The organism is Flavobacterium amniphilum (genome assembly GCF_023634845.1).
In the GTDB taxonomy this organism is placed as follows: domain Bacteria; phylum Bacteroidota; class Bacteroidia; order Flavobacteriales; family Flavobacteriaceae; genus Flavobacterium; species Flavobacterium amniphilum.
In genome coordinates this window covers 19788-43995 of record NZ_JAMLJL010000014.1, presented here as the reverse complement: position 1 = coordinate 43995, position 24208 = coordinate 19788, and the positions used below count along the sequence as shown (strand labels likewise).

The window sequence follows — 24208 nt, the reverse complement described above, 5'->3', positions numbered from 1 at the left end:
ACAATCTGAATATGTTGAACATTGTTTTAGTAGAACCCGAAATTCCCAATAATACCGGAAATATTGGACGTTTATGCGTGGGTACCGGCAACCGTTTGCATTTAATTAAACCGTACGGATTTGAAATTACCGACAAAAACCTAAAACGTTCCGGTTTAGATTACTGGGTTCACCTGGATTGGAAAGAATACAACAACGTGGAGGAATGGATTGCACAAATTCCGGATCAGTCGAGGGTATTTCTGTTTAGTTCCAAAGCGGATAAATCCTATTATCAAGCAAAGTTTCAGGAAGGGGACTGGTTGGTTTTCGGGAAAGAGAGTGTGGGATTGAGCCAGGACGTATTGGCACGGTTCGAAAATCATTTAACCATTCCGATGACCGACAAAATCAGAAGTTATAACATCGCTAACTCGGTGGCTTTCGTTGTGGGAGAGGCGAGAAGACAGATTCTTTTCGGGGGTGCCAACATATAATACGCTATAATCATTAATAATTAATGTGATTATTTTGTTTGTTCCACCAAAGGCTTTGTCTTGTCATTTCATCTGAAAAGAGTAATTATTGTGAATAAGCAGAGTAGGCTTTCATGGTGTTGAAGTATGTGATTAGCAACAACTATTATTTAAGCAGCCCTTCTTTTTTCATTAATTGTACAGCTTTTTCAGTTTCATTTTGACCGTCACTTAACGAACCCGGAAGCATAATTAAGCTTTTTTTTAATTTTCCTTTATCATCTTCAAACATAACCTTAAACACAGCACGTGTCAGACCGGGTTTTGAATCGATGAATTTGACTTCTGTTATTTTATTTCTGTTAATTATTGGGGTAGCCGAGTTATTTTTACTTTTTACTATTCCGTAAATTAAGAAGAGAGAAAGTAGACCAAAAAAAAGAATTGAAAAATTGTCGCCTTTTTGGTAAGCTGTGAAAGCATTATAGATAAGGAATGCAGAGAGAACGGAATAGATTATTAGGATTCTGTTAATCCCATTTGCAACAGTAATCTTTGAAATATCACCAATGATGCCGTTTCGGGTTAGAATTATTTTGTCAGGCAAAATATGGCAATAACCGGTTTTGGTTTTAAAAGTATTTTCGTTTTCCATTTGTTTAGGGTGTTTATACCGGTTCAAACAGAATTCACTGAAACTGCTATTGTGCCGGTTTTATGCAGTTGGGATTTTAAGGAGCAAATATAATTAAGTTTGGGGATTAAAAGAGGTCGTTTTATTGTATATCTGGAATTAGAGGGGGTAAAAAAGATTATGTATTTCTACAATAATTTTTTTCGGGTAGCATCCCAATATATGGCTTCCCGGCTGTCGTTTTTAAATTCCGGTTCAGCGTTTTCCATTTCGTTGAACCTGTTTTTGTCTGTTTTTTCAATTGCTGTAATGATGTACTTTCTCTCATCAATACTGCCGGCTTTAATCAGTCTTAGGTATTCATCGACACAGTTTTTATCAAGCATAATTTTTCCGCCACCTGCCCAATGCCGGTCTTCACCGTTTTTCTTGATACCCGAAACCCAATATTCTTCGCCGGTTTCAATATCGTAATGATTGCCGCTGATTCCTGTTCCCTTGAGTTTTTTTAAGGCTTTATTGTCAAAATAAACTGTTTGTCCCGATTTTGAAAATTCGGCATAACCAATCCAGGCTTCGCCACTATGACCTTCCGATTTGTTCTCGATGTATAGTATTTTAGGACTCATGTGTGGATTTATTGTTTTTTGGATCAATGGAGTTTTTAATTCATATAACTAAGAGGTTGTAAGCAATCTTAGCTATAAAATCTTTATTGTGTTTCAAACTTAGACTTTAAATAGTCGGTTAATTGACTTTTGTCTTTAACTTTTTGATAATGCTTTTTGGCCGTTTTAAGCATTTTCTCATCGTTATTCAAAATGGCGACCTCATAAAGACTTAAAGCATAATTTCCGTTGAAATTGTCGTCTTTTGAAAATCTGGATCTTACTTTTTCATAGTACTCAAGTGATTCCTTATGTTTACCGGTGAGGGTAAGTAAAACTCCTTTTAAGAACTTGGAGTCATCATTATGGCCGTTATATATTTTTTCTGCTTTGTCTATATTTTCCAAACCGTATTCAAAATCCCCTATCAAGGTGCTCGTAAGCGCAATGCCGTAATAACCTTCAGGATTTCCGGGGAAATAAGTAGTCATTTCTTTAAACTTTTTCCGCGATAATTTGGAATTCCCTACTAACATACTTGCAACGGCTAAATTTTGCTTAAACTCTATTGATTTATTTTGTGCCAGACTATCTGCCATATAATACATGATGACTGCTTCTTTATTCATATTGCTCAAACGGAAGGTATAACCGGCAAAAAAATAAGCATCACAAAAGGAACTGTCTTTTTTTATCAAATCCTGAAAGATTTTATTGGCTGCTCCTATGTACATATTCTGTTTGATGCAATCCATTCCGAGATCAAAAAGTTTTTTGGTTTCACTTCCGGCTGGCATTTCGCAATAGGTCCTTTTACCCTGGAAATAATCAGTTTGTCCAAAAACAGATGTGCTTAGGGTTGTAACCAAAAGGATTAAGAATAAGTTTGTTTTCATAAAGTCTTGTTTAAACAGGTTTTGGCTTCTAATGTTCTTTGGGGAGTAGTTTCTGTGGTTTGTAAATATAACTAACTTTAAGATTAAATATATTTCTGTAAATACTGAAAAGATTAATCGATCTTCTCATAACATTGCCCTAAATCTTCGAATAAGATGATTTTGGGGCTTCCAAAGAACCAAATACGGTTAATATAAGTCACAAACGAATCTTCATTGGATAAAGTAATTACCTCTCCGTTTATGGTGGTAGTTGTATATCCTTCACCATGCGTCATGTGAATTTCTGTACCTTTTAAGGAATAACTGATATCATATTTCCCTTTTCCGTAATACGGACTTTCAAATTCGTTATTTTCTCTAATGATTAAGGTGTCCGGTTTATTTGCAATGTTTCCAATGAACTCATACTTATAATTTTTGTTGGCATATCTGCCGGTCAGCATTCCGTTTGTAAAGAAATTATTGTAGAGATACGTGATTAGTAAAAATGAAATAATTAATGGAATAGTATTTTTTTTCAAGAGGTGTATTTTAAGGATTTATGGATTCGGACAGTCATAACTTCTTTCCGTGGCTTTTTTTACATTGTAAAGATAATCATTCCCGATTCTGTAATCTTTAGGTTTAGACGATTTCATGGCGATGTTGTTGACATATATTTTGTATACCTCATTCTTGAAATCTGAATAGTAAATAGTATCGGCTTCAATTTTTCCTGAATCCCTGCCGGCAGTTTCCCCATTGTCATTTCCGGCATATATTGTAAAATGTTCAATGATTTTGGTTACCGAATCATTTTCAAATTCAACTAAACTTTCTTTATCAGTAAGTTCTCCCGATGTTTCGAAGGTTAAAAACCGCAGTTTACAATCAACAAGATAAGAAGTCTGAGGTGACAGTTTATCATATTGGTATTTGAACGGTTTGGCTTTGGCTTTTCCGGCAGCATAATGAAAATCGTCCTCAAAATCAGAAAACAAACTGTGCTGGCTTTGAATACAACCTTGAAGGGAAAGGATTCCGACGAATAGTAAAAGTTTTTGCAAGTGGTTCATAAACCTGTTATTTATACCCGCCATTCAAAATATCATCTTTCATTTTGACCATGAAACTTCTGTCTTCCCTGCCGCTGTATTGAATGGCTCTGTCCAATGATAACAAGGCCAGTTCTTTACGGTTGGTCATCATAAACAACCGTGCTAAATTCCGGTAGGAAGCCCAATGCTTTTTATCCAGTTTAACCGAATACTGGTATTCCCGGATAGCCGTGTAAATGGCTGTCGAATCAAGCTGGTTTTTTAATCTTTTTGTTCTGCCAGCCGCCGAATAAAAGTATTCATCTGCCGTTTTTAATTTTTTAAAGGGTATCGAATCGCCTTCATAAGGAATAGGAAACTCGGTCAATATCTTGTCCGGTTGGTTTTTGGTTTTTGATTCCTTCTGCTGTGAGAAACAGGCTGCAGAAGCAAAAAATAAAAGCAAAGCTAATGTGATTTGGGGTTTCATAGGCTTAGTTATTTAGGGATTGGTTTTTATATTTTTCAACAAACGCTTCGGCATCCCTTAAATTTTTAGGATAAGGGACATAATTGTCAGTTGGTTTTTTGTGGTATTCATCAGAACCTTCTTTATAAACATGCTGAAAGGGAAAACCGTTTTCAATTAAGAATTTCACTACGTTCCACGCCTGTTTATCCTCTTTTTGGGGTGGCCTGAACCTGTGCGGTAAAAACAGCATGGGAGTGCCGCACTCAGGGCATGGATGTTCCCGTTCAGAATCACTTCCAATATCACGGTTTACGCTTATTCTGCAGCTTATGCATACTCTTTTATATCCCATTTCTTTATTTTGCTGTTATCATATGGGTTAATTCTCTTTTTCAATTCCTTTTCTTAATTCACTTTCCAGCTTTTTCAATTCATCCCTCATATAAGTTCCGCCTGTTAAAATGAAATATAATTTATTTCCTGATTGTAAGACAGTCCATGGAGCTTTGTGGATTCTTTCCAGTACTATGGAATTATTTTTTGTAATGCAGTTTAACGCATAATTTGATTCTGTAGTATCTGTAAATGTCCATTCCTGGATTGCAGCCCTGCCATATGTCCTGGGCAAAATAGCTTTTTTGCCCCGTATATAATAGTTCGTGATTGAAATAAGTTTAGCTGTAGGGATTGTGTCAACAGTTCCATGGAACATAGTTGCTTTGGCTCTGGTATTATACCAGTTTCCGGAAGGCTTAATAGTGTTTTTACTGTCAGTATCTATTGAATAGCCAACACTTTCCAATCCTTTCACAATTCCTTTAAAGCTTAACTGTCCATAAGTCAGTATGCTGAATAGTAATAAAGAAGTTAACAGGACGGTTCTTTTCATAGTACTTGAGTTATGCTCGGTTTCAGAAACTGGTTTTGTTGCGTAATAAATATATGAATTATAGATGATAAAATTTGAAGCATGATTTATTTTATAACAGTAACTACTTGGTTTTCTTTTGGTCTTGATAAATTAGACAGTGCCAAAAGTCCGCCAACCGCTAAAATTGCCCCTCCTACAAATGGGAAACCGGCACCCACTAAATCGGCTAAATTCGATGAGAATAAAAACGGTAAACAAAACAACATTCCAAAAACTCCGGCTGTTATTGATGCAAATGCACCAAATTTTGTGATGGATTTCAAGTTCAGGACAGATGGTCTCATTGCTTCGGGTTTGTTTAATTTCAAACGCAATTCTTCCAGATTGGATTGTGCATGGGTTTCTATGTTCCAACCTGAAACCGGAATTGAATTCCTCCCTTTTTTGAAATCGGTATAAAATGTAAGCCACAAATCGGGTAGGAGTATAGCTCCGAAAATCAAAATGGCAAAACACGGAAGGGTATGGTTTCCATTGCCAAGCATAAAGGCCTGCATCCTGATTTCGTCTTCGGCCGTCATTTTATAATCCAATAAAACATGTTTCAGATCATGGCTTTCATAACCGGGAACCAGAGTTAACCGGTGGCAGTCAAGGCAATCTGCAATTTCTTTCCCTAATGTTCCGTTTTCCAGGTTTCTTAACCCGGAAACTTTGTCCCTGAAAGGTTTCATGTCATTAAAACGCTCAATGGATGAAACGGAAAAATCAAAAGATAGTTTAATAATCTTGCGGGCTGTTTTTTGGAATAGGTTCATCTTGTAGGTAGGTTTTTTATCGCATCATAAATTGTTTCACCATCCAGTGGTTGTGATGATGGAGAAATAAATCTTCTTTCAAGGCTTGATCTTTTGAATTCAGATATTTGTAGATTTTAAGAGGTACAGAATCCGGGTATGCCGATAATCCTTCCTCAATAACTTTTACAGCTTCTTCTTTCTGGCCACCCGAATCTAAAGCCTCATATCGGTAAATGTAAACGATGGCGGGGATTTTGTTATAAATGTTTTTAAACTCGTAGGTTAAATCGGCCGAGAGTCCCAGTTGAAGCCCTGTGTTTGGTTTTTTTCCTGCGGCAGCCGTTTCGGTGATATGGCTTTGATAGGCCATGAACAGGATCAGTAAATGGCGGTTTTTGGTTTTTTCGCTTTGATATAGCTTGTTGGTCTTTTTACCCATGCTTGGATCTAATTCACCCGAATCCGATTGCAGAATTTGTGAATAAAGTTCCTGTAACAAGTTAAATACAGTTTCATCGTTACTGTCGATTGTGGTCATATTCCGGAATTTAACAAGACGTTCTTCATTATGTTGACCAAAGGCATTAAAGGCTAAAAAGAGAAGGAGTAGGGTGATTTTTTTCATGGGTTAGATTATTTAAGGCAGTAATTGTTATTTTTTTAGGACCTGATTAGTTATTGAGTTGAAAATTCCAAAGATTTAATGATTAGATCTTCTTCGGGAGTTTCTTCCATTTGTTTAGGGTAAACAAATTGGATTGTATATGTTGTACTGTCAATCCTAAAAGTATAAGTATTCCATTGAACCATATTCGGAATGAAATCCGAAAGCATAAGTACTTTGTTTACTTTTACAGATTTCAATTCAATAAAGGTTTGTGAAATAATAGTTCCTTTTGCTGTTTCGACCATTCCTTTCTGGAATCCTTTTAGAAAAGTTTCAATTTCTTTTCCATTATTTATTTTTCCTCTGGAATCATTAAACAGAACTGCTGATATGAACCCTTTGTTTAGGGTGCCTCCATAAGTAATGGCTCCCAACGTATCAATTTTTTCAATGTCATCAGGCAAAAGCATTGATAAATGATGATTTATCCGCGTTTGATTTAATTGCTGGCTAATACCCATAATTGGGAAAGATACCATGAAAACGAGGAAGTATATTTTTTTCATTTTATCCAATTATTTAGATTTATGCTTTTGCAGATAATAGGGTAACCAATGTTCCATAAGGACTGATGCCAAATGTATAAAATTGACTTTAGATTTTGCCTGAAACCTGTCGGTAACTGTTAAAGTAAAATACCAAACACATAAAGCCAGAATAATAACGGAATCGCACTGACAGTCAGCAGCAGTAGATTTAATTTCCAATTCCTGTTAAATTCTTTTGCAATCAATATGCAATTGATAACTGACAAAACGAAGACTGAAAAGCTAAATAAATAGCACGAAATCCAACCAATATGATAAAGTAAACGGCAATCAGACATCCTGAACGCAGTCAGTAGGCTTGCGCCATACCACAACACTAAAAGGATAACTATTGCTATCGTAATCTTTTCTGTTGCTGTAAATTTCATGCCGGTTAGGTTAGTAAGTGTTTGCAGTGCTGTCTGTTTTAATGTATTTAGGTATAGAAAAGATTGTAGCGTTAATTGCCAAGCCTCAATTTCATATAGCCACTTTTGTGTGCTGGCCTTTACTATTCGTAACGTAATCCAAATTTATATTTTTTCTCTTTTGGGTTTTTAATTATATAAGTTACTTTAACAACACTCGTAGATGTACAAACTTCATCGGAAGTCAGTTTGTATAGTAAGATAATACTATCTTTTTTTATTTCTAAATCACCTGAATAATTTCCACATGCATTGGCATCAATAGTTTTAGATATATAGATAATATTGTCTATATATTTAGGTTTTATTTTTGAAGTCAATCCGGCTTCATATTTATCATAATTTTCGTCACCAAGTTCGGCAAGAAAATCCGAATTGAAATAAATTAGATTTTGATTTACCTCTTTTCTCTTTTCAGAGCAAGCTAAGCAGAGAATGATAATAAAAAAGGAAAATATTTTTTTCATTTAAAACGTATATTTTTTTGTCTTTACCCAATTTGGCGGTTTACACACAACGTAGTCCGCCTGCACCAAAGGCAGTACCCCGGACAGAGCGGAAAAGCGTAGTTACCTGTAACTCACAACAGTGGATTTATCTGCAAATGTTCCATTTCATGGCCTACCAATACTTTTTTACCCACACTTTTAAAGCCCAGTTTCAGGTACAGTTTTCTGGCATCAGGATTCTCTTTATCCACTAACAAGCCCAATGTTTTCCGTTGCTTAACAGTATAGTGATCGATAAGATACTGTAATAATTGACTCCCGATCCCTTTTCCCTGCATATGGGGAGCAACACCTAAAGTATCAATATAATATTCCCCTGCCTGCGTTTCATTTTCGGGGTTGAACTCCTTATTGAAATTATCCCTCACATAATTCAGGATGGGTTCCCGAAGCTCAATTAATTTCTCGCCTTCATAATAGTTAACCGCCCCAACCACTTCATGTTCGATTTCCGCTACGATACAGTTCTCATACGAATATTGATTGTCCTTTTGCGAAACAAAGTATAAAAGTAAAGCATGGGCGGCATCATAATCCTCTTTGGAAATAAATTCATAAAGGAGTTGTTCCATGGCTAACATCAAACAGTTGGCTATTGAGGCTGAATCAGAGTATTTTGCTTTTCGGATGACCATTTTAATGTTTTTTTTATTACGCATAACGTTCCACGGCTTGGCTGGTAGCGGCTGCGTGGAACGATTTGTTTCTGCTAAGATAAGATTTTCCAACTTCATAACCCGAGCGTAGCGAACAGGCGAAGCAAACCGATGTTGTAGGCAGCGCTTGTTTTTTAGTTACAAAGTTTTTATGCTCTTAAATATTTTATGTTGTGTATCTACAACCGATTGATTAAAACCATGTGCCGCTTTAGGTAATAAATAGTATTCTTTTTTAGGGGCTTGAATTGTATCAAAATATTTTTTTGAGGCTTCTTTTGGCGTCATAATATCTTCATTGCCTTGTATTAAATATACCGGAATTTTAAATTCTAAATTATCTCTCATTAAGTTAATGTTTGTAATCATGGGTTGAACTCCTAATTTCTCATCACCAATATAGTTTACAAACGAATAATCGTCACCATCTTCTCTGTTTTTATTGTCAATATCGTTGTCGTAAGCGGGAGCAAGCACAAACCAATTGTCTGGGGCAGGAGTTGAATTTGCTCTTTCATATTTCTTTAAAACTCTAAATAACAAGCCTACATTTTTCGCTCTGGTATAAGGAGGTTTGCCTATGGAATTTAATATCTCAAGAGCCTCTTTGTCATTTCTGTCTTCAGCCATTTTATAAATTTTAGAATAAAATTCCATATCAATGGTAGGAGTAACAATTTGTGAATGTCCAACATAAGCATAAAAAAGATCGGGTTGTTTGGTAACTATTTTTACTCCAAGTGCAGAACCCCATGACGTTCCGGCAAGAATGATTTTTTGTTTTCCTAAACGTTTTAAAAGATATTTTGATACTTCGACTCCATCGCTGGCCATTTGTTCAAGCGTTAAAGGATTTGCTTTTAAATATTCTGAAGTTAATTCCTTAGGAGGCGTGTTGCGTCCATAAGTTCTTCCGGCTCCGCGCTGATCCCATTGGACAATAATGAAATCCTTTTCCAAATCTTTATATAAAACATCAATGAAAGGACTTATCGGACTTCCCGGTCCTCCGTGAATGAACAAAATAATGGGTTTTGAAGGGTTTCCTTTTATGGTAACCCATTGTTCAATACCATTGATCAAAACGTATTTTTCTTCAGAAATCTGATTATTTAGGACAGAACCGTTTTTACTGGTTTCATTCTGTGTAGTAGTGTCTGTTGTATTTTCTTTTAATTGTGCCAGACACATAAAAGGAAGTAAGAATAAAATAAAGAAGGATGCAATTTTCATAATTTCAAATTTTAATTGTTAGTATTAATTTGAAGCAAAATTGCGCCATAAGTTTGAAGTGGGCGACCGAATGAATAAAGTCGAACCAATTGGGAGTAATTAAATGGGTCCGACTTTATTTCAGCAGCGTTCGACTTTTTGCAAAGATCTAATAATTAGGAGTTTCTGAACTCCGTAGGCGTTTGGTTAGTGTACTTTTTAAAAGCAGTATTAAAAGATGATTTCGAATTAAAGCCTACTTCATAAAGAATTTCTAAAACAGTAAGTTTATTTTTAGACGGGTTTTTTAAAATTTGCATCGCCTTTTGTATCCGGTATTCATTTATAAAATCAAAAAAATGTTGGTTGATATGATGATTAATCAAAACAGATAAATCACGAACGGGAATGTTAACTTGGTTAGCTAATTCCTGTATGGTTAATGAAGGTTCTAGAAATGGTTCGTTTTCTGAAACATACTTTTTTACAAGTTCGATTTGTGAAGCGATTTCTGCCGGTTTTGGAGTCTGAGATGATTCTTTTTCTGTTGGAATAACGGTTTTATTTACCAATACCATATTGGAATCAACTCCTTTAAAAAGATTGGGATTGTTTAACGCTTTTAATACAAACCAACAACTTATAAGCAGTGCAATAATTTCTATGATTACGGTTGACGAGTTCAGAAAGAAATTATAATCGGTATATCGAACCGCCGATCTGAAGAAAACAATACAATGCGCAATTAAAAAAAATACCGTCATCTGAAACAACCATTTGTACGATGAGTCATTGGCATTGGTGTAATTCTCCAAGTAAATTTCTTTATACTTTTTCAGCGTTTTAAAGACTAAAATGATATAGAAAACATATTGCAATTCCACTACAATATAAAAAAAGCGTATTTCAGGCATTTGTTTAAAATGTTCAAAAATGTAACTGTTTTCCATGGCGGTTGCTAAATATAACCTTGGAGTAAACACTAAATTTGCAATTATAAACGGAATTATCAGCAATAAATAGTTTGGTTTTAACCGAAAATCGGAATGACAGACTGCTTTCACATACAAGTAGAATATTGGCATGATGAGCAGACTGATTGTCATTCTGAAAAGCTCAAAATTTAAACTGGCCTCAAAATATTTTTCGGTAAAAAAACTGCTCAAATCAAATATTGTAAGCAGAAGAAAACCAGCAAAAAGCCTATTGGAAAGTTTATTTTTGGTATTTACGGTTAACAGAAAAAAGGCAAGAAGCAACAGTATAAAAATGGTAATCGAACTGATATTGTTTAAAAAGGTTGGCTTATCCATTTAGTTTTTGTTTTACGGTCATAACAATCTATAATTAAATTGGAGAATTGTTTAATTGATCAAAATTTGTTTTGCTCTTATTTCGTATTGCCTGCAGTGGTAGTAGTTTTATTCAGGTTCTTCTATTTCATCCATGTATGGCAATATATTTTCCATCGGAATTTTTTCATACCAATTGATTTCCAACTGTATTTCTGAAACATCATTTTTATGAACTTCTAGTAGATTATCCATATCCTTAGATGCCCAATATATTTCAATTGGAATATGATAAGAGCTAGGAGTTATGAAATCTATTTTCGCAAATACTTTATTGCCGATTTGCTTAATTTCCGGATCACGAAGTCCCACAATCAATTGGAAGTCGTAATTTTCAAAATTTTTAATACCAGTTCCGGCAGTTCCCTTTTCTAATAACTGTCTACTCAGTTCTTTTTGAAATGTCGGATGAAACTCATCGTTTAAAAAAAGTGCCCAATCGTATGCCATATTTTCTTTTTGTAAGGTTCTGAACTATTACCACTAACGCCCAACTTGCTAGGCGCTGTAGCGCTACGTGAGACGATTTATTTCCGGCTAAGATAAGATTTCAGATAGACCCGGACAAGAATTGCGAGCAGGCATAGCAAAATCGAACGTTGTTGTTTATTGATTTGTTGCTATAGCGCTACACGAGGCGAAGCCGACTGACGAAGTAAACCGTTGTTAACTGTTGTTTTTATTGGCATCAATATTTGTCATTAAATCATAAAAGTCTTTATATTCGTCTTGTACATCTTCTGCCATTTCGTAATCCCATAAAACAATTGGATAATTGTGATCCTCTTTATTTCTGTTTGCATCAAAACAAAGTAAACCCCAATCACTCCAACCTGCAAATGGAATAAATCCTTTTTCAATCAAAAATTCAGTGGGATAACCATCAAAAATCATTTCTGTTTGTTTTGCTCTCCAAATATTTATTGGATGGCTGCAAAATGAAACTTCAGAAATTTGAAGTTCGTAAAAGTGTTTGTGTTTTAAAAATATTTTGTAATCGACAGGTAATTTATATCCAAGTTGAGTTTCAAATTCTTCAATTTCAATATCTGTTATTTTACTTTCTATTGGGAGCCAAGTTTGATATTCTTCTTCGCTTTTGTTATCTGGGTGAGACATTTCCCTCTCTATTTTGATAGGTAATTCATTAAACCCCATTTCTAACCAACGTTCTAAATTAGTATCAATTATTGATTTTATTTTATCTTCTTTCATAGTTTTCGATTCTGGGGTAAAATAACAGTTAACGTCACGCCGGATTTAAGAAGTTGGGGATTTTTGCTCCCAAACCATTCCGTTAAGACGGAAGTCAAATGTACAAAAAGACCGTTCATTATACACTAAAGTCCCAATTTCTTAATCCAGGCTGCAAGCTGAAAAGAGCGTAGCTAAACCACTGTTAACGGCTGTTTGTTTGATTTAGTTGTTTAATTAAATCGATGTTTAAAAGATATTGTTCTTCTATTGGGACTTCCTTTCTGGAATTCTTTTCTATTTCTTTACCTTCTTTAGTCCATAGGAAAGGAACAAAATTATATACTTTGTCATAGCTTAGATTTTTTACATCCGTTTTCCAGTTTTTCCAACGTAATCCTTTATAAAAGTCGTTTAAATCATTGTTGAAGCAAAACAAAACAAACTCTGAATATGTAAGATCTAACGGCTCATATTCTAAGCTATCTGGAGCGAAGTAATAAATTTTTCCTAAGTCATTTCCTAAAGCTCCACCGTTTAAAATATAAAATCCACCAATTGCATCGTCTGCAATTAAAAGAAAAGTTGCTGGATTACCATATTCGACAAATGATTTTCCTTTATTCCACATTGAAATTGAACGATTAAGTTTTGAATTTCCAGAACCTAATATTCTAATCCAACCATTGTCAATAATTATTCCTCCTGAATTATAAATTATTGCTCCCATTGGAGAACGTGTTGTTACTTGAGTATTGTATAAAGCTTCTTCATCTGAAGTAGAATCTAATTTTAGAATTTCGACCTTATTTTTAGCAGACTTAGCCCAATCTTCAACAATTGGCCAACCTGAATCCGTTGTATTTATTAATTCAGACAAAGGTTTCATTTTCTGTTGTGCCATTAAGTTTTGAACGATAAAAATTAAAATTAGGATAGATATTTTTTTCATTAGTTCTATTTAGTAAAGTTAGGTTCAAATTGCCGCTAACGTCACGACGGATTTAAGAAGTTGGATATTTTTGTTCCCAAACCATTCCATTAAACACTCAAACCCCAATTTCTTAACTCGAGCGATAGCGACTGAGCGTAGCTAAACCGCTGTTAGGCGACTTTTATTTGATTTCCAATATAAATAATTGCTTATCTTTTTCAGTAAATGAATTTATCATTTCTTTTTTATTGTTTAAAATCAAAGTTTTTGGAGAATGAATTACAATCTTTTTCAAATCCTCAAACTTTGGACTTTTTGCTTTTGTATATTCTATCATCAAGGAATCTTTTGGTATTAGTCTAACTTTTGAAATTAGACTATCTGAATCGAAAGATGTTTGAGAAGTATTTTCAATTGACAAAGTACCAAGCCGATATGAGTTTCTCCCGTATCTTTTCTCTATTGCCTGTTTATCGTACTGAATACTAATAATAATTTCCTGTTTAGTTGAATTGACAATTTTGGCTGTTGAAAAAACATCATCAAGTGATTTTTCCTTTCGACATCCAAAAGCAATAAACACAAGTAAGAATAATTGAAGTTTCTTCATAGTTTAGTTTTTCAAAAATGTCGCCTAACGTCCCGCCTGCTTGGCGAGGTTTGGGATTAAATTAATATATATATGTTTTAAGACTAAAATCCAAATCTTGCCAAACTGCTGTTAGCTATATTATAACACTCCACGTTTCTAAATACTTCTAAAGTGCTGTATTTATTGGGTTTATTTTTTCAATCGATGCAAATGAACGTAAAAAAAAGCAATCAAATGTTTGCTTTGTTGTACCAAATGTTGTACTTTCGTTTCAGGTTGCTTTCAAATGAATCGCTTTATTTTCAAAGACTTCACCCGTTTGCTTCCTTTTGTAAATATAGTAAAACATTTTAATTTTTGCAATTTATGGCATCCATTAAGTTAATTTTAAGAACGCACCAGCAAGACCAAACGGGACATTGCCCTTTATATATAAGGGTTATCAAGGATAGGAAAGCCAAATTTATTTCTGTTGGATTGAAACTCAAAGAAAGCGAATGGGACGAGGCAAAACAAAGGGTAAAAAAGAACCACCCCAACAGTGCAAGGATGAACGCCTCCATTGCCCAAAAAGTTGCCGATGCGGAAGGGCAAGTTGCCGATTTAGAAAGAAAGGTAAAAACGGTTTCGGTAAAGAAACTCAAAGAAGCTATTAAAGGGAAAGAAGTGCCTAATTTTTTTGATTACGCATACAAGCGTTGTGAGAAAATAAAAGGGAGTGTTTCGGTAAGCACTTATAAGAATTATAAAATGTATCTGAAAAAGTTTGAAGACTGGGTAGGGACAAAAGATGTTTTCTTTGATGATATTACGGTTTCCCTACTTATGGATTATATGGCATATATGGTCAATGAATTAGGTAACGGTCAAACTACACAACGTTATTCGATAATGATTTTGGCTATCATGTTCAAGGAAGCCATTAAAGAGGATATTATTCCCGAATATATGTACCCTTTCAGTAAGCTCACTTTAAAAAAGAATACAGCACCTAGAACCTTTTTAAAGAAAGAGCAAATAACAGCCTTTATGGAATATCCAGTAAAAGAGGGTTCACTTGCCGAGCTGGCAAAAGATATGTTCGTGTTTTCTATTTATGCAGGAGGTTTGCGTTTTGGGGACGTGGTGGAATTGCAATACAAACATTTTTTAGAAGCAGATGCCAAGATTAAAAAGACCATTAATAAAACAGTAAACCGAACCAAGGCAGAACACCAGTTTAAAGTTGGGAAATTGGCTTTGGATATTATAGAGAAATACAAAAAAGAAAATCCCGACCCAACGGATTTTATTTTTCCGATTATCAAACACAAAGAGCAATATTTAAAAAACAGGGAATTCCGACAAAAGGTAAAAGAAAACGCCACAGGCTCGATAAACTTTCAATTAAACCGAATCGGGAAAGCATTAAAATTTGATTTTAGCCTGTCGTTTCATTTGAGCCGACACACTTTTGCGACCAATGCTTTAAATAATGGCATGAGAATTGAGCATGTTTCTAAGCTTATGGGGCATCAGGATATTAGAACCACACAGATATATGCAAAAATATTGGGCGAGGAATTGGATAAGGCGGTTGATGATTTTATTTATTAAATCACAAAAAAGTAAGAATAATAAAAAACAATGGTTTTACGTTGTTTTAAATATATAAAATAGTAGTTAAAATCGTAATAAATTTTTAATAAAATATTATGAAATCCTTTTGAAAGAAAGGATTTTTTTTCCTCTATTTTAGACCAAAAGAATGGAGTTCTTTTTTAAATGGAATCCCCTCCAAAGGCGAGTAAAGTGGTATTGAAAGCATTGGCTCAAAAAAAATGAGAAAGGGACAGATTTAAAATTGTCATTCTAAAGAATACGCAAAACCCAAAAACAAACTGCTTTTCAATTTTATGGAGTCAAATTTTCAAACCGCATCGTTTATCGAAATGGCGGTGGTAAGCCCTTCCCAAGCTTCTAAACACAACCTTGATATTATTTTCGAGGGGGAAATAACATTGCAGGACTATTGCAATGCCCTGATGAAAAAGATTTTTGAACTCCACCAATCCGATTACCCAATTTTCCTGAATTATCAAGCTACTTTGTTTAAAGAGCCGATAGTGTGGCTGAATCGTTTTGAGGAATTGATTTCCAATAACGAGGATTTGTTTACCGATAGAAGAGCATTATGCCGTTACCACAAGTTATTCAATCTTATTGAATCCAAACGAAAGGAAGTACAGTTCTCCAGTACAAAGGAAAGTAAGCAGATTGCTAAAAGATATATCAATGCAGAGAGTGAGGACAGGTATTTTTCATTTTGTGAGGTCAAAAAGCAAATTGACTGCCTTGATGATGATAATGAAAAGATATTGTTTCTGACCAAAGAAAAGCACGAATACAGGCAGGCAAACATTGAGTTTATCAATCAGAAATTACCGCTTTTTGACGTGCAGTGCAGTAAGGAGATTGAACAGATTTATGAAATGCAAAGTATCAAAAACACCATTGAGAAGTTTAAGCCGAATGTTTCAGGCAATTCATGCGCACCAATTAAATTGCAATTCCATTGCAATGTCAATCAGTTTGTGGATATATTCTATCAAATGACGTGTGAAATATTTGTGGAGGGCAAGCCGATGATTGAGGGCAATATCAATGATATTGCGGAAATGATTGCAAACACATTTGTGGATAAAGACGGCAGGGAAATAAGCTTGCAGAGTGTTAAAACCATACTCAAGCCCTCAAGAGAAGACAAACGCCCCAACACCAATAAAAGAATAGATATAAGCAAGTTTTTATAAAACTGGAAAAAGTCCCCGAAACTCTCGGGGACTTTTTGCTTTTAAGAAATGACAAAATCCTGTAAAGCCTTTTAAAATAAGGTTTTTTTACAAGAAAAAAAGTCCCCAGCCTTGTCGGGGACTTTTTTCCTAGTGCTATTTTTAAAGCAAAAAACAGGAGAAAAACAAGGAAAAAACAACCCAAAAACAGCTTTTTAAGGCTTTATTTCAGTCCAATACCACCCAAAACAAAAAAGTCCCCAGACTCTTTGAATCACGCCCCTGTTTTGGCACAACCCTAAATTGTAAAATCCCTTTAAAACAGGCACTTCCCAAAGCCTTAAAAAAAAACTTAGTCCCCTGGGGACTAAGTGGGGACTAAAAGACTTTTTCATATCCCACACATTTGCTCTATAATTTTTAAATGAGCAAAGACATGGAGGTATTTATCTTATCCAAAGCACAATTTACAGAGCTCACTTCAAGGCTCGATACACTGCAAGAGTTACTTACTGCTACGGAATCCAAAGGCTCTAAAAAATCCTTTATGGATAACGAGGAGTTCATACAGTTTATGGGTATCTCCAAGCGCACCGCACAATGTTGGAGGGATGAGGGCAAAATCTCATTCTCACAGGTAGGAAACAAAATCTACTACAAAATGTCGGATGTGGATAAGCTATTGGCAGAACACTACAATAAATCATTCAAGAGCAAATAAACCATTGCAATTGAATTGCAATTATCAAGAAAACCATTGCAATTGAATTAAAACAAAAGAGAATAACGATACCCAACGGCAAATATGCTGTATTCCCTTGACGCACAGGCGTAAATATTTACGCCTTGCCGATAGGTTAAAAGACAAATACTATGAGAGCCAGTACACCACACAAATTAGACGATAGGGTTTTCTCCCTTGCTTGTAATCTCTTTGGCTATGGAACTACACAGGAGAAAAAAGACATCGAAAAGACCATTGCAATAGAAAATAAAGTATTGCAATTGGAGGGCAGAATCATTGCAATTTATCCAGCCATTATTGAAGAAGCCTTTGCCACGACTATGGACAACTACCGTAAGTATATTGCCAGTTATAATTTCAAGACACAGGCAGAAAACGAGCTTATCCAAAAGCACAATACAACAGTTGCGGAGTTTTGCAGACAAAACCCGCTTACAGCCGTGCAGACAGCCTTTAGAAAAGTTTTTTTAAGCAGTAAGAAGAACTTAAAACCCAGAGCCTACAACGAAGCAGTAAACGAGTTTTGTGAGTCTTACGGGCTGATTGTAGAGAAAAAGAAAATCCAAAGCGTGAAATACGCCACGGAGATTGTTTTTCAAAACCTCTTGCACCTGTACAACTCGCAACTGATGAAACGCAATGAAAAATTCATCAAGGCTGGTATTACGGCAAAGCGACCGATTCAGGAGTTTAAAATCAATTCCTTTTTAGTTACCCAGTTAAAGCGAAAAGAGATTAACAGCATTGACATCTGTTCTAAAACGGTTCGCAATCACAGACAGCGTTTGGAAGAGGCGGGCGTGTTTGTGGAATATCATTTTGCAGGACAAAACAAACCAGTAGAGGTGCATATCAATCCTGAAATCTTAACGGTTTTGGATATGAAAACCTCAAAATTAAAAAATACTGAAAATAAGACATTTAGAGTTGAATATTGGAATCTTTTACCTGATAACAATGAAAGTACTGGAACACTATTAAATGAATATCAAAAGAATGAGAATGTTGAAAACATTTCTCAATCCAAAAGGAGTTCGGGACAAGCCCTCACGCCTTCTTATTTGTTTTTTACAGGAACACCCAACAGCAAACAGGATATTTCAAACCAAGGGGCGGGCGCGAAAATCGGAAAAACAAACAATTCACTATCAGAAAAACTGCAAGAGCTGATTATCCACCCGCAAGAGCTGGCGGTAAACCTTGCCAGTGGGGAGTATTACAATTACAAGCCTATTGACATCCGCTATCTGTACAAAGAAGCCTTTTCGGGAACGCTGACCAATGATGAGTTCAGGGAGCTTGCAATACAGGATTTTTTTAAATCCATATCCAAGATATACCGATTTTCCACGCCATTTGCAGGGAGTTGGAAAAAGGCAATTACCCTGTACTATCAAAACAAATGGATAGCCTTTACAGGCAACAGTTTCAATAAAAGCGTACTGGTGGACGAAATACAGCAGATGCGCTGGCGTATCGAATGGGCAAGAAAATGGTTTGCAAAACACCAGTTCCCGCCACTGTTCCCATTTGATTATTTCGATATGACCCGCAAAACCTCGAAAGAAGTCGGTTTTGAATACACCAAAACCAAATGGAACGAGCATTTACAGGCAGTAGCCAAATACGATGCCCTGAAAAAGAAACAGGAATGTAATGCCGTGAGAAGAAAAGAGACGATTAACCACGCCAAAAAGTGTGAAACGGCATTAAACCGCTTTTTCAAAAACAAAGTGACTTACACGCAATTGTATGATTATGTAGAGAAGAATCTGCCTAAAGAATACATCGAGAAACTGCCTGATTTGATACTTAAAAAATCATTGCAAGACAATGAAAAAACCATTGCAATTAATTGCAATGATGCGGTAAAGTATAGCCTTTTTGAATTTTAAAACCAGAAAACGATATGGAGGTATTTGACAAAGAAAAATCAAAAATTAAAATGGTCATGCTGACTAAGGGTAAACATAAAAATAAGGTTTGGTGGTCTCCCATCAAGTATAACAAGCGTAAGAGTGAAGTGGTCATTGGGAAAATGCTCAAAAGCTTTGAAAAGAGTAAATATTTAGCCATTACCAACGTGGTACAGTTCTATGAAAACAATGTGTTAATCTCAAAAATCAGATATTAATATGAAAATAACGGTAAAAAAAGTCAAGACAGCGGACATTGAAATCATACAGTCCGAACTATTAAAATTCATCAGGCACAAAATTGACAATTTAGCCCATTGCAATGATTATCAAAACTATTGCAATGATATTATTGTAATCGACACACTTCAAAGTATGTTTTTCCTTTTCAGGGCAAAGATTGAAAGCAAAAAACAGGAATCAAGCCTAATCCTTTCACCCACACAGGCGGTTATTCTTCTTTTTTGCGCCCAGTGGCAAAGAGAAGAAAGAACCGAGGTACAGAGAATTGCAATGCAAAAGGTCTCGGATGTATTGCACGAAAAATTGGTTAATATTTAAAAAGACAGGGCTATGGAGCAAAAACTTATTGCAGGGAAGAAATCACACTATCCCACCAATGCCATTATCAATAAGAATTTCATTATTAGGGTACTGGAAAACCCCAAAGAAAACCCAGTTAAGAATACCAAACTAAGGACGGCAAATACCATTTCAAAAATGATAAATGACGACAAACTGAAAATGAAGCTTTTTGCCAAGGTTTTAAATGGTCAGAAGCACACCTACACCTTTCTGATAAGAAACCGCCTGAGAATTGATTTTTGCTCAAAATAACTTTTAAAAACAGATAAAATGAAACTCAATATCCGTCTTCAAATCCTGCTATGCAATAGCTATGTGTTATTGTTATTTATTGCAATTGTTTTGACAATACCATTGCAATTTGTTGTTTTCCTCTTTAAAGGCAGAAAAAAAGCAGTCAGTCCTTTGGAAGACAGGCTTTTTAAAACCTTATTTCATATCAATGATTTGCGTAGAATTTTAAAGAAACCCAGCGATGAATAAGAAAGATAAAAAACCAATGCCTAAAGCCGTAACCAAATCGGAACTGGTTGTTATGTACATGAAAAACAAAATGAGCGAATCCACTATAAAAAGAGGTGTGAATACCATAATCGAAGCCAAGATAAAGGAGGAAAAAAAGTGTGGGTATTCCATAAAGATGCACAGCGTACCACCTGATATTTTAGAGGAATTTATCGCCATTTACGGGTTGCCCGTAGGCTATTATTTAGAGGACGATGATTGATAAGAATTGCAATTGTATGGAAAAACAATTGCAATTAAACCTAATCAGTCGAAATCACCGCTAACCCCTGTCAATCAGCCCGACAGGGGTTTTTTATTTCAAACCTTTGTCCAAGAAAGTTAGAGAAACTAATAATGACAAAGGAACAAATCAACTTAGTACTCAAGCGTAGGATAAAAAACGGTGACGAGTTCAACCACCTCATTGAAAAGCCCAAAGGGCAAAAGGTAAAACTTAAAGCAGGTGATACTTTTTATTCGGTTTCGATGATGAAAGTATGGGTGGAGACATTTTACAAGCAGGTTGCCAAATTATCGCAAATCCTAAAAGGGAAAACCATACAGGAGACCTGTGATAAGATCCATTACTTTTTGTATTACGACATCCAGTATCAGGCGGACGGAATGACACAGAATTTAAGAAGTCCAGCCAATAGTTGGTTTAATAGACGGGAGGGAATTGACTGTAAAAGCTATTCGATTTTTGCCAGTTCGGTGCTTATGAATTTAGGAATCAAACATTACATCAGGCAGATTAAACAGCCCAATTTCAACCCAAGGCAGTACACCCATGTTTATGTGGTTGTGCCAACCGACCAAGAAAGCGGGAAACTTGATAAAGGTCATTGCATTATTGACGGAACGATACAGAGTAACAAAGAGCCGAGTTATACGGATAAAAAAGATGTTTTTATGAATCAGAAACTGCCACACGTGGGACTTAACTGTCCCACCCCTAAAAAGAAAGGTTGGTATGTAACCAAAAAGCCCTGTAAAAAAGTGTACGAGCTATATGATTTTGCCAGAAATGCTGTCCAAGCCAAGAGCATGTTAAAATCATTAGGTAATGATGCAATTGCTCATAAATCAACAAGCCAAGGGGGAGCATATAATATTTATGTCAAGATTAATAGTGTTTATGGAAGTAAAAGAGGGCTTAAAGGTGTTTCCAAAAAAACAAGTTCAGTACGTGGGAGGTTTCCATTTTAAAAGATAAGGATATGTTGATATTAGAAGAACAAACAGGATTAAATGCAGGATTGAACAAAGGGCTTAAAATCGGCAAAATGCTTAAAAAGAACGTGAGATTAAGAAACGTGTCGATTAAGAATGCGGTTAAAGTCGGTAAAAAGATTGTCCCGATAGCGACCACCGCCATGAGTTTTTTTCCTGCCACAGCACCCATCGGGGTAGCTTCCAAGATTACCAAGGCAGGTAAACTGGTAAAACTGGCTTCCAAAGCGGGCAAGATTGGAAAAATTGCAATGAAAGTCAAAAAAATTGCAGGTACGAAAGTCGGAAAGTTTGCCATGAACAAGATTATCAAACCAACGATAAAAAATGCCATCGCACCCAAACAGGTACAACCTGCACAGGTCGAAGCACCACAAAATGAAACTACCACGCCAGTCGAAATGATGCCAAATGCGACTCCGACACCTGCTCAATTACAAACTATTGCAGAGGTAAAAGGAGTTTCGGCGGAATCCTTAACTACAGGCACAGAGACTGGCGGGGAAGTTCCAAACGATGCACAGCTTGAGACTATTTCCAAAGTCAAGGATATTCCCGTGGAGAATTTAAAGGAAGAAGTACAAGCGCAAAGGGAAACCGCCCAAATCGAGAGCGGGACAACCCCGACGGATAAACCCAATTACACCATCCCTATTGTCATAGGTGCGGTAGCGGTTGGCGGAATCCTTTTAGCTACAAGTTCAAAAAGTAATTAATAAACATAGAAATGAAACAGGAATTAATAACAATCAGTTCTGCCGTAGTTGTAGGTGCTCTTTCAAGAGGTCTTACAGGCACTATGACCGAGACATCTTCCAACACGGTAAAGGGTGTTGTTAATGGGGCGGTTGCTGTTGGTGCGGGATTTTTGGCAGTAAAGGTAAAAGGGAGCGATACAAAGAGTTCGCTTTTAAGAGGTTCGGCAATCGGGATATCGATTGCACACGGTCTGGAACTTGTGAAGAATGTTTTTTCATCCGAAAAAATCGCTTCCAAGCTAAACCCTGAAACAGCCGTTGGAAGATTCATGCAAAAGGCAGCGGGTCTTTCGGGAGCGGTAAACGGTCTAAACGGCTATATCGATGCTAACGGCAATTACCACGAAGACGGATTGGGCGGTTACATCGATGCCAACGGGAACTACATCGAAGACGGCTTAAACGGTTATGACGAGGAGGGTCTTAACGGGTATTTTGACGATGCTGGCAACTATATTGAAGACGGACTAAACGGGTACGACGACGAGGATGGTTTGGGAGCTTATGACGATGATGAGGGCTTAGGGGCTTATATCGACCAAAACGGGAATTACATACTGTAACCCAAAAAAGAAGTAAAAATTTAACTGATAAAGAAAGATGGAAAATAGAAATCCACAATTGCAACGAGCAATTAAAGTATTAGGGGCAAGACAACGCCAACACCAACAAGCTGTAAGACCACAGCCGACAAAATTGGTCGATAAGACTTTTTACCTGAATTTAAGAGTTGAAGGAATGAGCGGGATTAACCAACTGGTTGATGCCAACACCAAGAAAATAGTCGGGATAACCAATTTTGACGGAAACCTTTTAAACTCTGGGCGTGATGTGGTTATTGATGCCATCCGCGTGCAGTTTACCACTAAAGGAAACAGGATTGAGAATGCCGACTGGCAAAGCAGGGACACACTTCCCGCAGAATTGCAGAACGCCGATTTAAGGCTGATTCAAACCAACGATATGCTCATTGATTTACCACTTACGGACATTCAGAATTTCAAGCAAGACGATTACCGTCCCATTGCGACCACTCCTCTTTTAAGAGCAAAAGAGGAGTTTAAACTGGAGTTGGAATTTCCAAAAGGTGTTACTGTTCCTTTCACAAAATTTGAAGGAGGCGGATTGTTTATGCGATTGGAGTTCCGAGTAACAGAGGCAAAAAAATAGGAAGAAGTAATTAAAAGCCGAAGTCAAAGGGCTACGGCTTTTTAAACCTTAAAGAGTTATGCGACAAATTCAACATGTAGTAAAGGCAATCATAAGACCAGGAGAAAGCAACACTTCGGAGAATTTCAAACTGCCTATAGGATTTACCACAGGAGTTGCGGTGTACACCAATGGAGTTGAGAAAACGGCAAATGTAATGACAACTATCGAAATGAAAGACGACAACAGTATTGCCATTGTTCCTGCGGTTCATATCGACAACTGGAGACAGATGAGCGCAGGTGAGTATGAAAAGAGTTTCAAACCCCTGAATTTCGATACAGGCAATAAGGATTACTCTCTCATTTTTGCCTTGGAAGAACCCCTTAGCGGAGTAGTCCCTCTGAAATTTCATGTGGTGTTTTTATACAACAATACCATTAAAAAAGTATAGTCATGTTTGTGGAATCTGCTTTTATAACAAGGGAGTTCAAAGAAGAACAAATACCCATTTTAGAGGGAGTTACCTGTCTTTCGGTGTTAAATACAGGAACTACTGTTGCAGTTATCAACGGAGTTACAATTTATCCGACACAAAAGCAGATTTTAATCCCTCCAGACGGTACATTTTCAAAGGTACAGTTGGAAGTTGTTTATCCCCAAAAGACCCCAAGAGTCAGATGTAAAATAGTACTGATTTACAAGAAACTAATTTAAA

35 protein-coding genes are annotated in these 24208 nt (G+C 36.1%); 16 read left to right on the top strand and 19 right to left on the bottom strand.

Going from position 1 to position 24208, the window contains the following annotated elements; genetic code table 11:
- Nucleotides 1–11: 11 nt before the first annotated feature.
- On the top strand, nucleotides 12–476 hold the full coding sequence (locus NAT51_RS15025; RefSeq protein ID WP_250600067.1) for a tRNA (cytidine(34)-2'-O)-methyltransferase: 465 nt from the start codon (nucleotides 12–14) through the stop codon (nucleotides 474–476).
- A gap of 145 nt (nucleotides 477–621) precedes the next feature.
- Here the strand turns inward: NAT51_RS15025 and NAT51_RS15020 are convergent, their stop codons facing one another.
- The 19 genes from NAT51_RS15020 to NAT51_RS14930 all read right to left on the bottom strand — a co-directional run bounded on the left by NAT51_RS15020 (nucleotide 622) and on the right by NAT51_RS14930 (nucleotide 13844).
- Nucleotides 622–1110, bottom strand: coding sequence for a phosphoribosylaminoimidazolesuccinocarboxamide synthase (locus NAT51_RS15020; RefSeq protein ID WP_250600065.1), 489 nt, complete (start codon nucleotides 1108–1110; stop codon nucleotides 622–624).
- Nucleotides 1111–1277: 167 nt separating this feature from the next.
- A complete protein-coding gene (locus NAT51_RS15015) occupies nucleotides 1278–1718 on the bottom strand; it encodes a hypothetical protein (RefSeq protein ID WP_250600063.1) in 441 nt (146 codons plus the stop codon).
- An 83-nt stretch (nucleotides 1719–1801) separates the two neighbouring features.
- Nucleotides 1802–2593 carry a tetratricopeptide repeat protein gene (locus NAT51_RS15010; RefSeq protein ID WP_250600061.1) on the bottom strand — a complete coding sequence of 264 codons (792 nt, stop codon included), beginning with the start codon at nucleotides 2591–2593 and terminating at the stop codon, nucleotides 1802–1804.
- A gap of 113 nt (nucleotides 2594–2706) precedes the next feature.
- Nucleotides 2707–3117, bottom strand: coding sequence for a hypothetical protein (locus NAT51_RS15005; RefSeq protein WP_250600059.1), 411 nt, complete (start codon nucleotides 3115–3117; stop codon nucleotides 2707–2709).
- 18 nt (nucleotides 3118–3135) lie between these two features.
- Nucleotides 3136–3651, bottom strand: a complete 516-nt coding sequence (locus NAT51_RS15000) for a hypothetical protein (protein WP_250600057.1) — start codon at nucleotides 3649–3651, stop codon at nucleotides 3136–3138.
- Between the two features lie 7 nt (nucleotides 3652–3658).
- Nucleotides 3659–4102: a tetratricopeptide repeat protein gene (locus tag NAT51_RS14995; protein WP_250600055.1), complete on the bottom strand. Its 444-nt coding sequence runs from the start codon at nucleotides 4100–4102 to the stop codon at nucleotides 3659–3661.
- Nucleotides 4103–4106: 4 nt separating this feature from the next.
- Nucleotides 4107–4436: a hypothetical protein gene (locus NAT51_RS14990; protein ID WP_250600053.1), complete on the bottom strand. Its 330-nt coding sequence runs from the start codon at nucleotides 4434–4436 to the stop codon at nucleotides 4107–4109.
- Nucleotides 4437–4463: 27 nt separating this feature from the next.
- On the bottom strand, nucleotides 4464–4973 hold the full coding sequence (locus NAT51_RS14985) for a hypothetical protein (RefSeq protein WP_250600051.1): 510 nt from the start codon (nucleotides 4971–4973) through the stop codon (nucleotides 4464–4466).
- 86 nt (nucleotides 4974–5059) lie between these two features.
- A complete protein-coding gene (locus NAT51_RS14980; protein ID WP_250600049.1) occupies nucleotides 5060–5773 on the bottom strand; it encodes a ubiquinone biosynthesis protein COQ4 in 714 nt (237 codons plus the stop codon).
- Nucleotides 5774–5789: 16 nt separating this feature from the next.
- Nucleotides 5790–6380 (bottom strand): hypothetical protein, encoded by a 591-nt coding sequence (locus tag NAT51_RS14975; RefSeq protein WP_250600047.1) that lies wholly within the window; start codon nucleotides 6378–6380, stop codon nucleotides 5790–5792.
- A gap of 50 nt (nucleotides 6381–6430) precedes the next feature.
- Nucleotides 6431–6928 (bottom strand): hypothetical protein, encoded by a 498-nt coding sequence (locus tag NAT51_RS14970; RefSeq protein WP_250600045.1) that lies wholly within the window; start codon nucleotides 6926–6928, stop codon nucleotides 6431–6433.
- Nucleotides 6929–7460: 532 nt separating this feature from the next.
- Nucleotides 7461–7844, bottom strand: coding sequence for a hypothetical protein (locus NAT51_RS14965; protein ID WP_250600043.1), 384 nt, complete (start codon nucleotides 7842–7844; stop codon nucleotides 7461–7463).
- Nucleotides 7845–7957: 113 nt separating this feature from the next.
- Complete coding sequence (locus tag NAT51_RS14960; RefSeq protein ID WP_250600041.1) at nucleotides 7958–8545, bottom strand: GNAT family N-acetyltransferase; 588 nt, start codon at nucleotides 8543–8545, stop codon at nucleotides 7958–7960.
- Between the two features lie 135 nt (nucleotides 8546–8680).
- Nucleotides 8681–9775: an alpha/beta hydrolase gene (locus NAT51_RS14955; RefSeq protein WP_250600039.1), complete on the bottom strand. Its 1095-nt coding sequence runs from the start codon at nucleotides 9773–9775 to the stop codon at nucleotides 8681–8683.
- A gap of 155 nt (nucleotides 9776–9930) precedes the next feature.
- Nucleotides 9931–11067 carry a helix-turn-helix domain-containing protein gene (locus tag NAT51_RS14950; RefSeq protein WP_250600037.1) on the bottom strand — a complete coding sequence of 379 codons (1137 nt, stop codon included), beginning with the start codon at nucleotides 11065–11067 and terminating at the stop codon, nucleotides 9931–9933.
- A gap of 108 nt (nucleotides 11068–11175) precedes the next feature.
- Nucleotides 11176–11556 carry a hypothetical protein gene (locus NAT51_RS14945; protein WP_250600035.1) on the bottom strand — a complete coding sequence of 127 codons (381 nt, stop codon included), beginning with the start codon at nucleotides 11554–11556 and terminating at the stop codon, nucleotides 11176–11178.
- Nucleotides 11557–11772: 216 nt separating this feature from the next.
- On the bottom strand, nucleotides 11773–12321 hold the full coding sequence (locus NAT51_RS14940) for an SMI1/KNR4 family protein (protein WP_250600033.1): 549 nt from the start codon (nucleotides 12319–12321) through the stop codon (nucleotides 11773–11775).
- 184 nt (nucleotides 12322–12505) lie between these two features.
- Nucleotides 12506–13252, bottom strand: a complete 747-nt coding sequence (locus tag NAT51_RS14935; protein ID WP_250600031.1) for a DUF2625 domain-containing protein — start codon at nucleotides 13250–13252, stop codon at nucleotides 12506–12508.
- A gap of 163 nt (nucleotides 13253–13415) precedes the next feature.
- Nucleotides 13416–13844, bottom strand: a complete 429-nt coding sequence (locus tag NAT51_RS14930) for a hypothetical protein (protein WP_250600029.1) — start codon at nucleotides 13842–13844, stop codon at nucleotides 13416–13418.
- A gap of 348 nt (nucleotides 13845–14192) precedes the next feature.
- Between NAT51_RS14930 and NAT51_RS14925 the strand changes: the two genes are divergently transcribed.
- The 15 genes from NAT51_RS14925 to NAT51_RS14855 all read left to right on the top strand — a co-directional run bounded on the left by NAT51_RS14925 (nucleotide 14193) and on the right by NAT51_RS14855 (nucleotide 24207).
- Complete coding sequence (locus NAT51_RS14925) at nucleotides 14193–15422, top strand: site-specific integrase (protein WP_250600027.1); 1230 nt, start codon at nucleotides 14193–14195, stop codon at nucleotides 15420–15422.
- A 299-nt stretch (nucleotides 15423–15721) separates the two neighbouring features.
- Nucleotides 15722–16618: a hypothetical protein gene (locus NAT51_RS14920; protein ID WP_250600025.1), complete on the top strand. Its 897-nt coding sequence runs from the start codon at nucleotides 15722–15724 to the stop codon at nucleotides 16616–16618.
- A 526-nt stretch (nucleotides 16619–17144) separates the two neighbouring features.
- Nucleotides 17145–17318: a helix-turn-helix domain-containing protein gene (locus NAT51_RS14915; protein ID WP_250600023.1), complete on the top strand. Its 174-nt coding sequence runs from the start codon at nucleotides 17145–17147 to the stop codon at nucleotides 17316–17318.
- A 152-nt stretch (nucleotides 17319–17470) separates the two neighbouring features.
- Nucleotides 17471–19237 (top strand): hypothetical protein, encoded by a 1767-nt coding sequence (locus NAT51_RS14910; protein ID WP_250600021.1) that lies wholly within the window; start codon nucleotides 17471–17473, stop codon nucleotides 19235–19237.
- A gap of 14 nt (nucleotides 19238–19251) precedes the next feature.
- Complete coding sequence (locus NAT51_RS14905; RefSeq protein ID WP_250600019.1) at nucleotides 19252–19476, top strand: hypothetical protein; 225 nt, start codon at nucleotides 19252–19254, stop codon at nucleotides 19474–19476.
- Between the two features lies 1 nt (nucleotide 19477).
- On the top strand, nucleotides 19478–19819 hold the full coding sequence (locus NAT51_RS14900; RefSeq protein ID WP_250600017.1) for a hypothetical protein: 342 nt from the start codon (nucleotides 19478–19480) through the stop codon (nucleotides 19817–19819).
- Between the two features lie 12 nt (nucleotides 19820–19831).
- Nucleotides 19832–20095, top strand: a complete 264-nt coding sequence (locus NAT51_RS14895) for a hypothetical protein (protein WP_250600015.1) — start codon at nucleotides 19832–19834, stop codon at nucleotides 20093–20095.
- A gap of 18 nt (nucleotides 20096–20113) precedes the next feature.
- Nucleotides 20114–20326, top strand: a complete 213-nt coding sequence (locus NAT51_RS14890) for a hypothetical protein (protein WP_250600013.1) — start codon at nucleotides 20114–20116, stop codon at nucleotides 20324–20326.
- Nucleotides 20319–20570: a hypothetical protein gene (locus tag NAT51_RS14885; RefSeq protein ID WP_250600011.1), complete on the top strand. Its 252-nt coding sequence runs from the start codon at nucleotides 20319–20321 to the stop codon at nucleotides 20568–20570. Before NAT51_RS14890 ends, NAT51_RS14885 begins: the two co-directional genes overlap by 8 nt.
- 134 nt (nucleotides 20571–20704) lie before the next feature.
- On the top strand, nucleotides 20705–21559 hold the full coding sequence (locus NAT51_RS14880) for a transglutaminase-like domain-containing protein (RefSeq protein ID WP_250600009.1): 855 nt from the start codon (nucleotides 20705–20707) through the stop codon (nucleotides 21557–21559).
- An 11-nt stretch (nucleotides 21560–21570) separates the two neighbouring features.
- Nucleotides 21571–22299, top strand: a complete 729-nt coding sequence (locus NAT51_RS14875) for a hypothetical protein (RefSeq protein WP_250600007.1) — start codon at nucleotides 21571–21573, stop codon at nucleotides 22297–22299.
- An 11-nt stretch (nucleotides 22300–22310) separates the two neighbouring features.
- Nucleotides 22311–22904 (top strand): hypothetical protein, encoded by a 594-nt coding sequence (locus NAT51_RS14870; RefSeq protein ID WP_250600005.1) that lies wholly within the window; start codon nucleotides 22311–22313, stop codon nucleotides 22902–22904.
- Between the two features lie 37 nt (nucleotides 22905–22941).
- Nucleotides 22942–23511 (top strand): hypothetical protein, encoded by a 570-nt coding sequence (locus NAT51_RS14865; RefSeq protein ID WP_250600003.1) that lies wholly within the window; start codon nucleotides 22942–22944, stop codon nucleotides 23509–23511.
- A 58-nt stretch (nucleotides 23512–23569) separates the two neighbouring features.
- Complete coding sequence (locus tag NAT51_RS14860; protein WP_250600001.1) at nucleotides 23570–23944, top strand: hypothetical protein; 375 nt, start codon at nucleotides 23570–23572, stop codon at nucleotides 23942–23944.
- A gap of 2 nt (nucleotides 23945–23946) precedes the next feature.
- On the top strand, nucleotides 23947–24207 hold the full coding sequence (locus tag NAT51_RS14855; protein WP_250599999.1) for a hypothetical protein: 261 nt from the start codon (nucleotides 23947–23949) through the stop codon (nucleotides 24205–24207).
- The last annotated feature ends 1 nt before the right edge of the window (nucleotide 24208 follow it).

Bases quoted from the DNA above. Each gene is read 5' to 3' on its own strand.
- NAT51_RS15025 (WP_250600067.1), top strand. From the start codon at position 12: ATGTTGAACATTGTTTTAGTAGAACCCGAAATTCCCAATAATACCGGA.
- NAT51_RS15020 (WP_250600065.1), bottom strand. From the start codon at position 1,110: ATGGAAAACGAAAATACTTTTAAAACCAAAACCGGTTATTGCCATATT.
- NAT51_RS15015 (WP_250600063.1), bottom strand. From the start codon at position 1,718: ATGAGTCCTAAAATACTATACATCGAGAACAAATCGGAAGGTCATAGT.
- NAT51_RS15010 (WP_250600061.1), bottom strand. From the start codon at position 2,593: ATGAAAACAAACTTATTCTTAATCCTTTTGGTTACAACCCTAAGCACA.
- NAT51_RS15000 (WP_250600057.1), bottom strand. From the start codon at position 3,651: ATGAACCACTTGCAAAAACTTTTACTATTCGTCGGAATCCTTTCCCTT.
- NAT51_RS14995 (WP_250600055.1), bottom strand. From the start codon at position 4,102: ATGAAACCCCAAATCACATTAGCTTTGCTTTTATTTTTTGCTTCTGCA.
- NAT51_RS14990 (WP_250600053.1), bottom strand. From the start codon at position 4,436: ATGGGATATAAAAGAGTATGCATAAGCTGCAGAATAAGCGTAAACCGT.
- NAT51_RS14985 (WP_250600051.1), bottom strand. From the start codon at position 4,973: ATGAAAAGAACCGTCCTGTTAACTTCTTTATTACTATTCAGCATACTG.
- NAT51_RS14980 (WP_250600049.1), bottom strand. From the start codon at position 5,773: ATGAACCTATTCCAAAAAACAGCCCGCAAGATTATTAAACTATCTTTT.
- NAT51_RS14975 (WP_250600047.1), bottom strand. From the start codon at position 6,380: ATGAAAAAAATCACCCTACTCCTTCTCTTTTTAGCCTTTAATGCCTTT.
- NAT51_RS14970 (WP_250600045.1), bottom strand. From the start codon at position 6,928: ATGAAAAAAATATACTTCCTCGTTTTCATGGTATCTTTCCCAATTATG.
- NAT51_RS14965 (WP_250600043.1), bottom strand. From the start codon at position 7,844: ATGAAAAAAATATTTTCCTTTTTTATTATCATTCTCTGCTTAGCTTGC.
- NAT51_RS14960 (WP_250600041.1), bottom strand. From the start codon at position 8,545: ATGCGTAATAAAAAAAACATTAAAATGGTCATCCGAAAAGCAAAATAC.
- NAT51_RS14955 (WP_250600039.1), bottom strand. From the start codon at position 9,775: ATGAAAATTGCATCCTTCTTTATTTTATTCTTACTTCCTTTTATGTGT.
- NAT51_RS14950 (WP_250600037.1), bottom strand. From the start codon at position 11,067: ATGGATAAGCCAACCTTTTTAAACAATATCAGTTCGATTACCATTTTT.
- NAT51_RS14945 (WP_250600035.1), bottom strand. From the start codon at position 11,556: ATGGCATACGATTGGGCACTTTTTTTAAACGATGAGTTTCATCCGACA.
- NAT51_RS14940 (WP_250600033.1), bottom strand. From the start codon at position 12,321: ATGAAAGAAGATAAAATAAAATCAATAATTGATACTAATTTAGAACGT.
- NAT51_RS14935 (WP_250600031.1), bottom strand. From the start codon at position 13,252: ATGAAAAAAATATCTATCCTAATTTTAATTTTTATCGTTCAAAACTTA.
- NAT51_RS14930 (WP_250600029.1), bottom strand. From the start codon at position 13,844: ATGAAGAAACTTCAATTATTCTTACTTGTGTTTATTGCTTTTGGATGT.
- NAT51_RS14925 (WP_250600027.1), top strand. From the start codon at position 14,193: ATGGCATCCATTAAGTTAATTTTAAGAACGCACCAGCAAGACCAAACG.
- NAT51_RS14920 (WP_250600025.1), top strand. From the start codon at position 15,722: ATGGAGTCAAATTTTCAAACCGCATCGTTTATCGAAATGGCGGTGGTA.
- NAT51_RS14915 (WP_250600023.1), top strand. From the start codon at position 17,145: ATGGATAACGAGGAGTTCATACAGTTTATGGGTATCTCCAAGCGCACC.
- NAT51_RS14910 (WP_250600021.1), top strand. From the start codon at position 17,471: ATGAGAGCCAGTACACCACACAAATTAGACGATAGGGTTTTCTCCCTT.
- NAT51_RS14905 (WP_250600019.1), top strand. From the start codon at position 19,252: ATGGAGGTATTTGACAAAGAAAAATCAAAAATTAAAATGGTCATGCTG.
- NAT51_RS14900 (WP_250600017.1), top strand. From the start codon at position 19,478: ATGAAAATAACGGTAAAAAAAGTCAAGACAGCGGACATTGAAATCATA.
- NAT51_RS14895 (WP_250600015.1), top strand. From the start codon at position 19,832: ATGGAGCAAAAACTTATTGCAGGGAAGAAATCACACTATCCCACCAAT.
- NAT51_RS14890 (WP_250600013.1), top strand. From the start codon at position 20,114: ATGAAACTCAATATCCGTCTTCAAATCCTGCTATGCAATAGCTATGTG.
- NAT51_RS14885 (WP_250600011.1), top strand. From the start codon at position 20,319: ATGAATAAGAAAGATAAAAAACCAATGCCTAAAGCCGTAACCAAATCG.
- NAT51_RS14880 (WP_250600009.1), top strand. From the start codon at position 20,705: ATGACAAAGGAACAAATCAACTTAGTACTCAAGCGTAGGATAAAAAAC.
- NAT51_RS14875 (WP_250600007.1), top strand. From the start codon at position 21,571: ATGTTGATATTAGAAGAACAAACAGGATTAAATGCAGGATTGAACAAA.
- NAT51_RS14870 (WP_250600005.1), top strand. From the start codon at position 22,311: ATGAAACAGGAATTAATAACAATCAGTTCTGCCGTAGTTGTAGGTGCT.
- NAT51_RS14865 (WP_250600003.1), top strand. From the start codon at position 22,942: ATGGAAAATAGAAATCCACAATTGCAACGAGCAATTAAAGTATTAGGG.
- NAT51_RS14860 (WP_250600001.1), top strand. From the start codon at position 23,570: ATGCGACAAATTCAACATGTAGTAAAGGCAATCATAAGACCAGGAGAA.
- NAT51_RS14855 (WP_250599999.1), top strand. From the start codon at position 23,947: ATGTTTGTGGAATCTGCTTTTATAACAAGGGAGTTCAAAGAAGAACAA.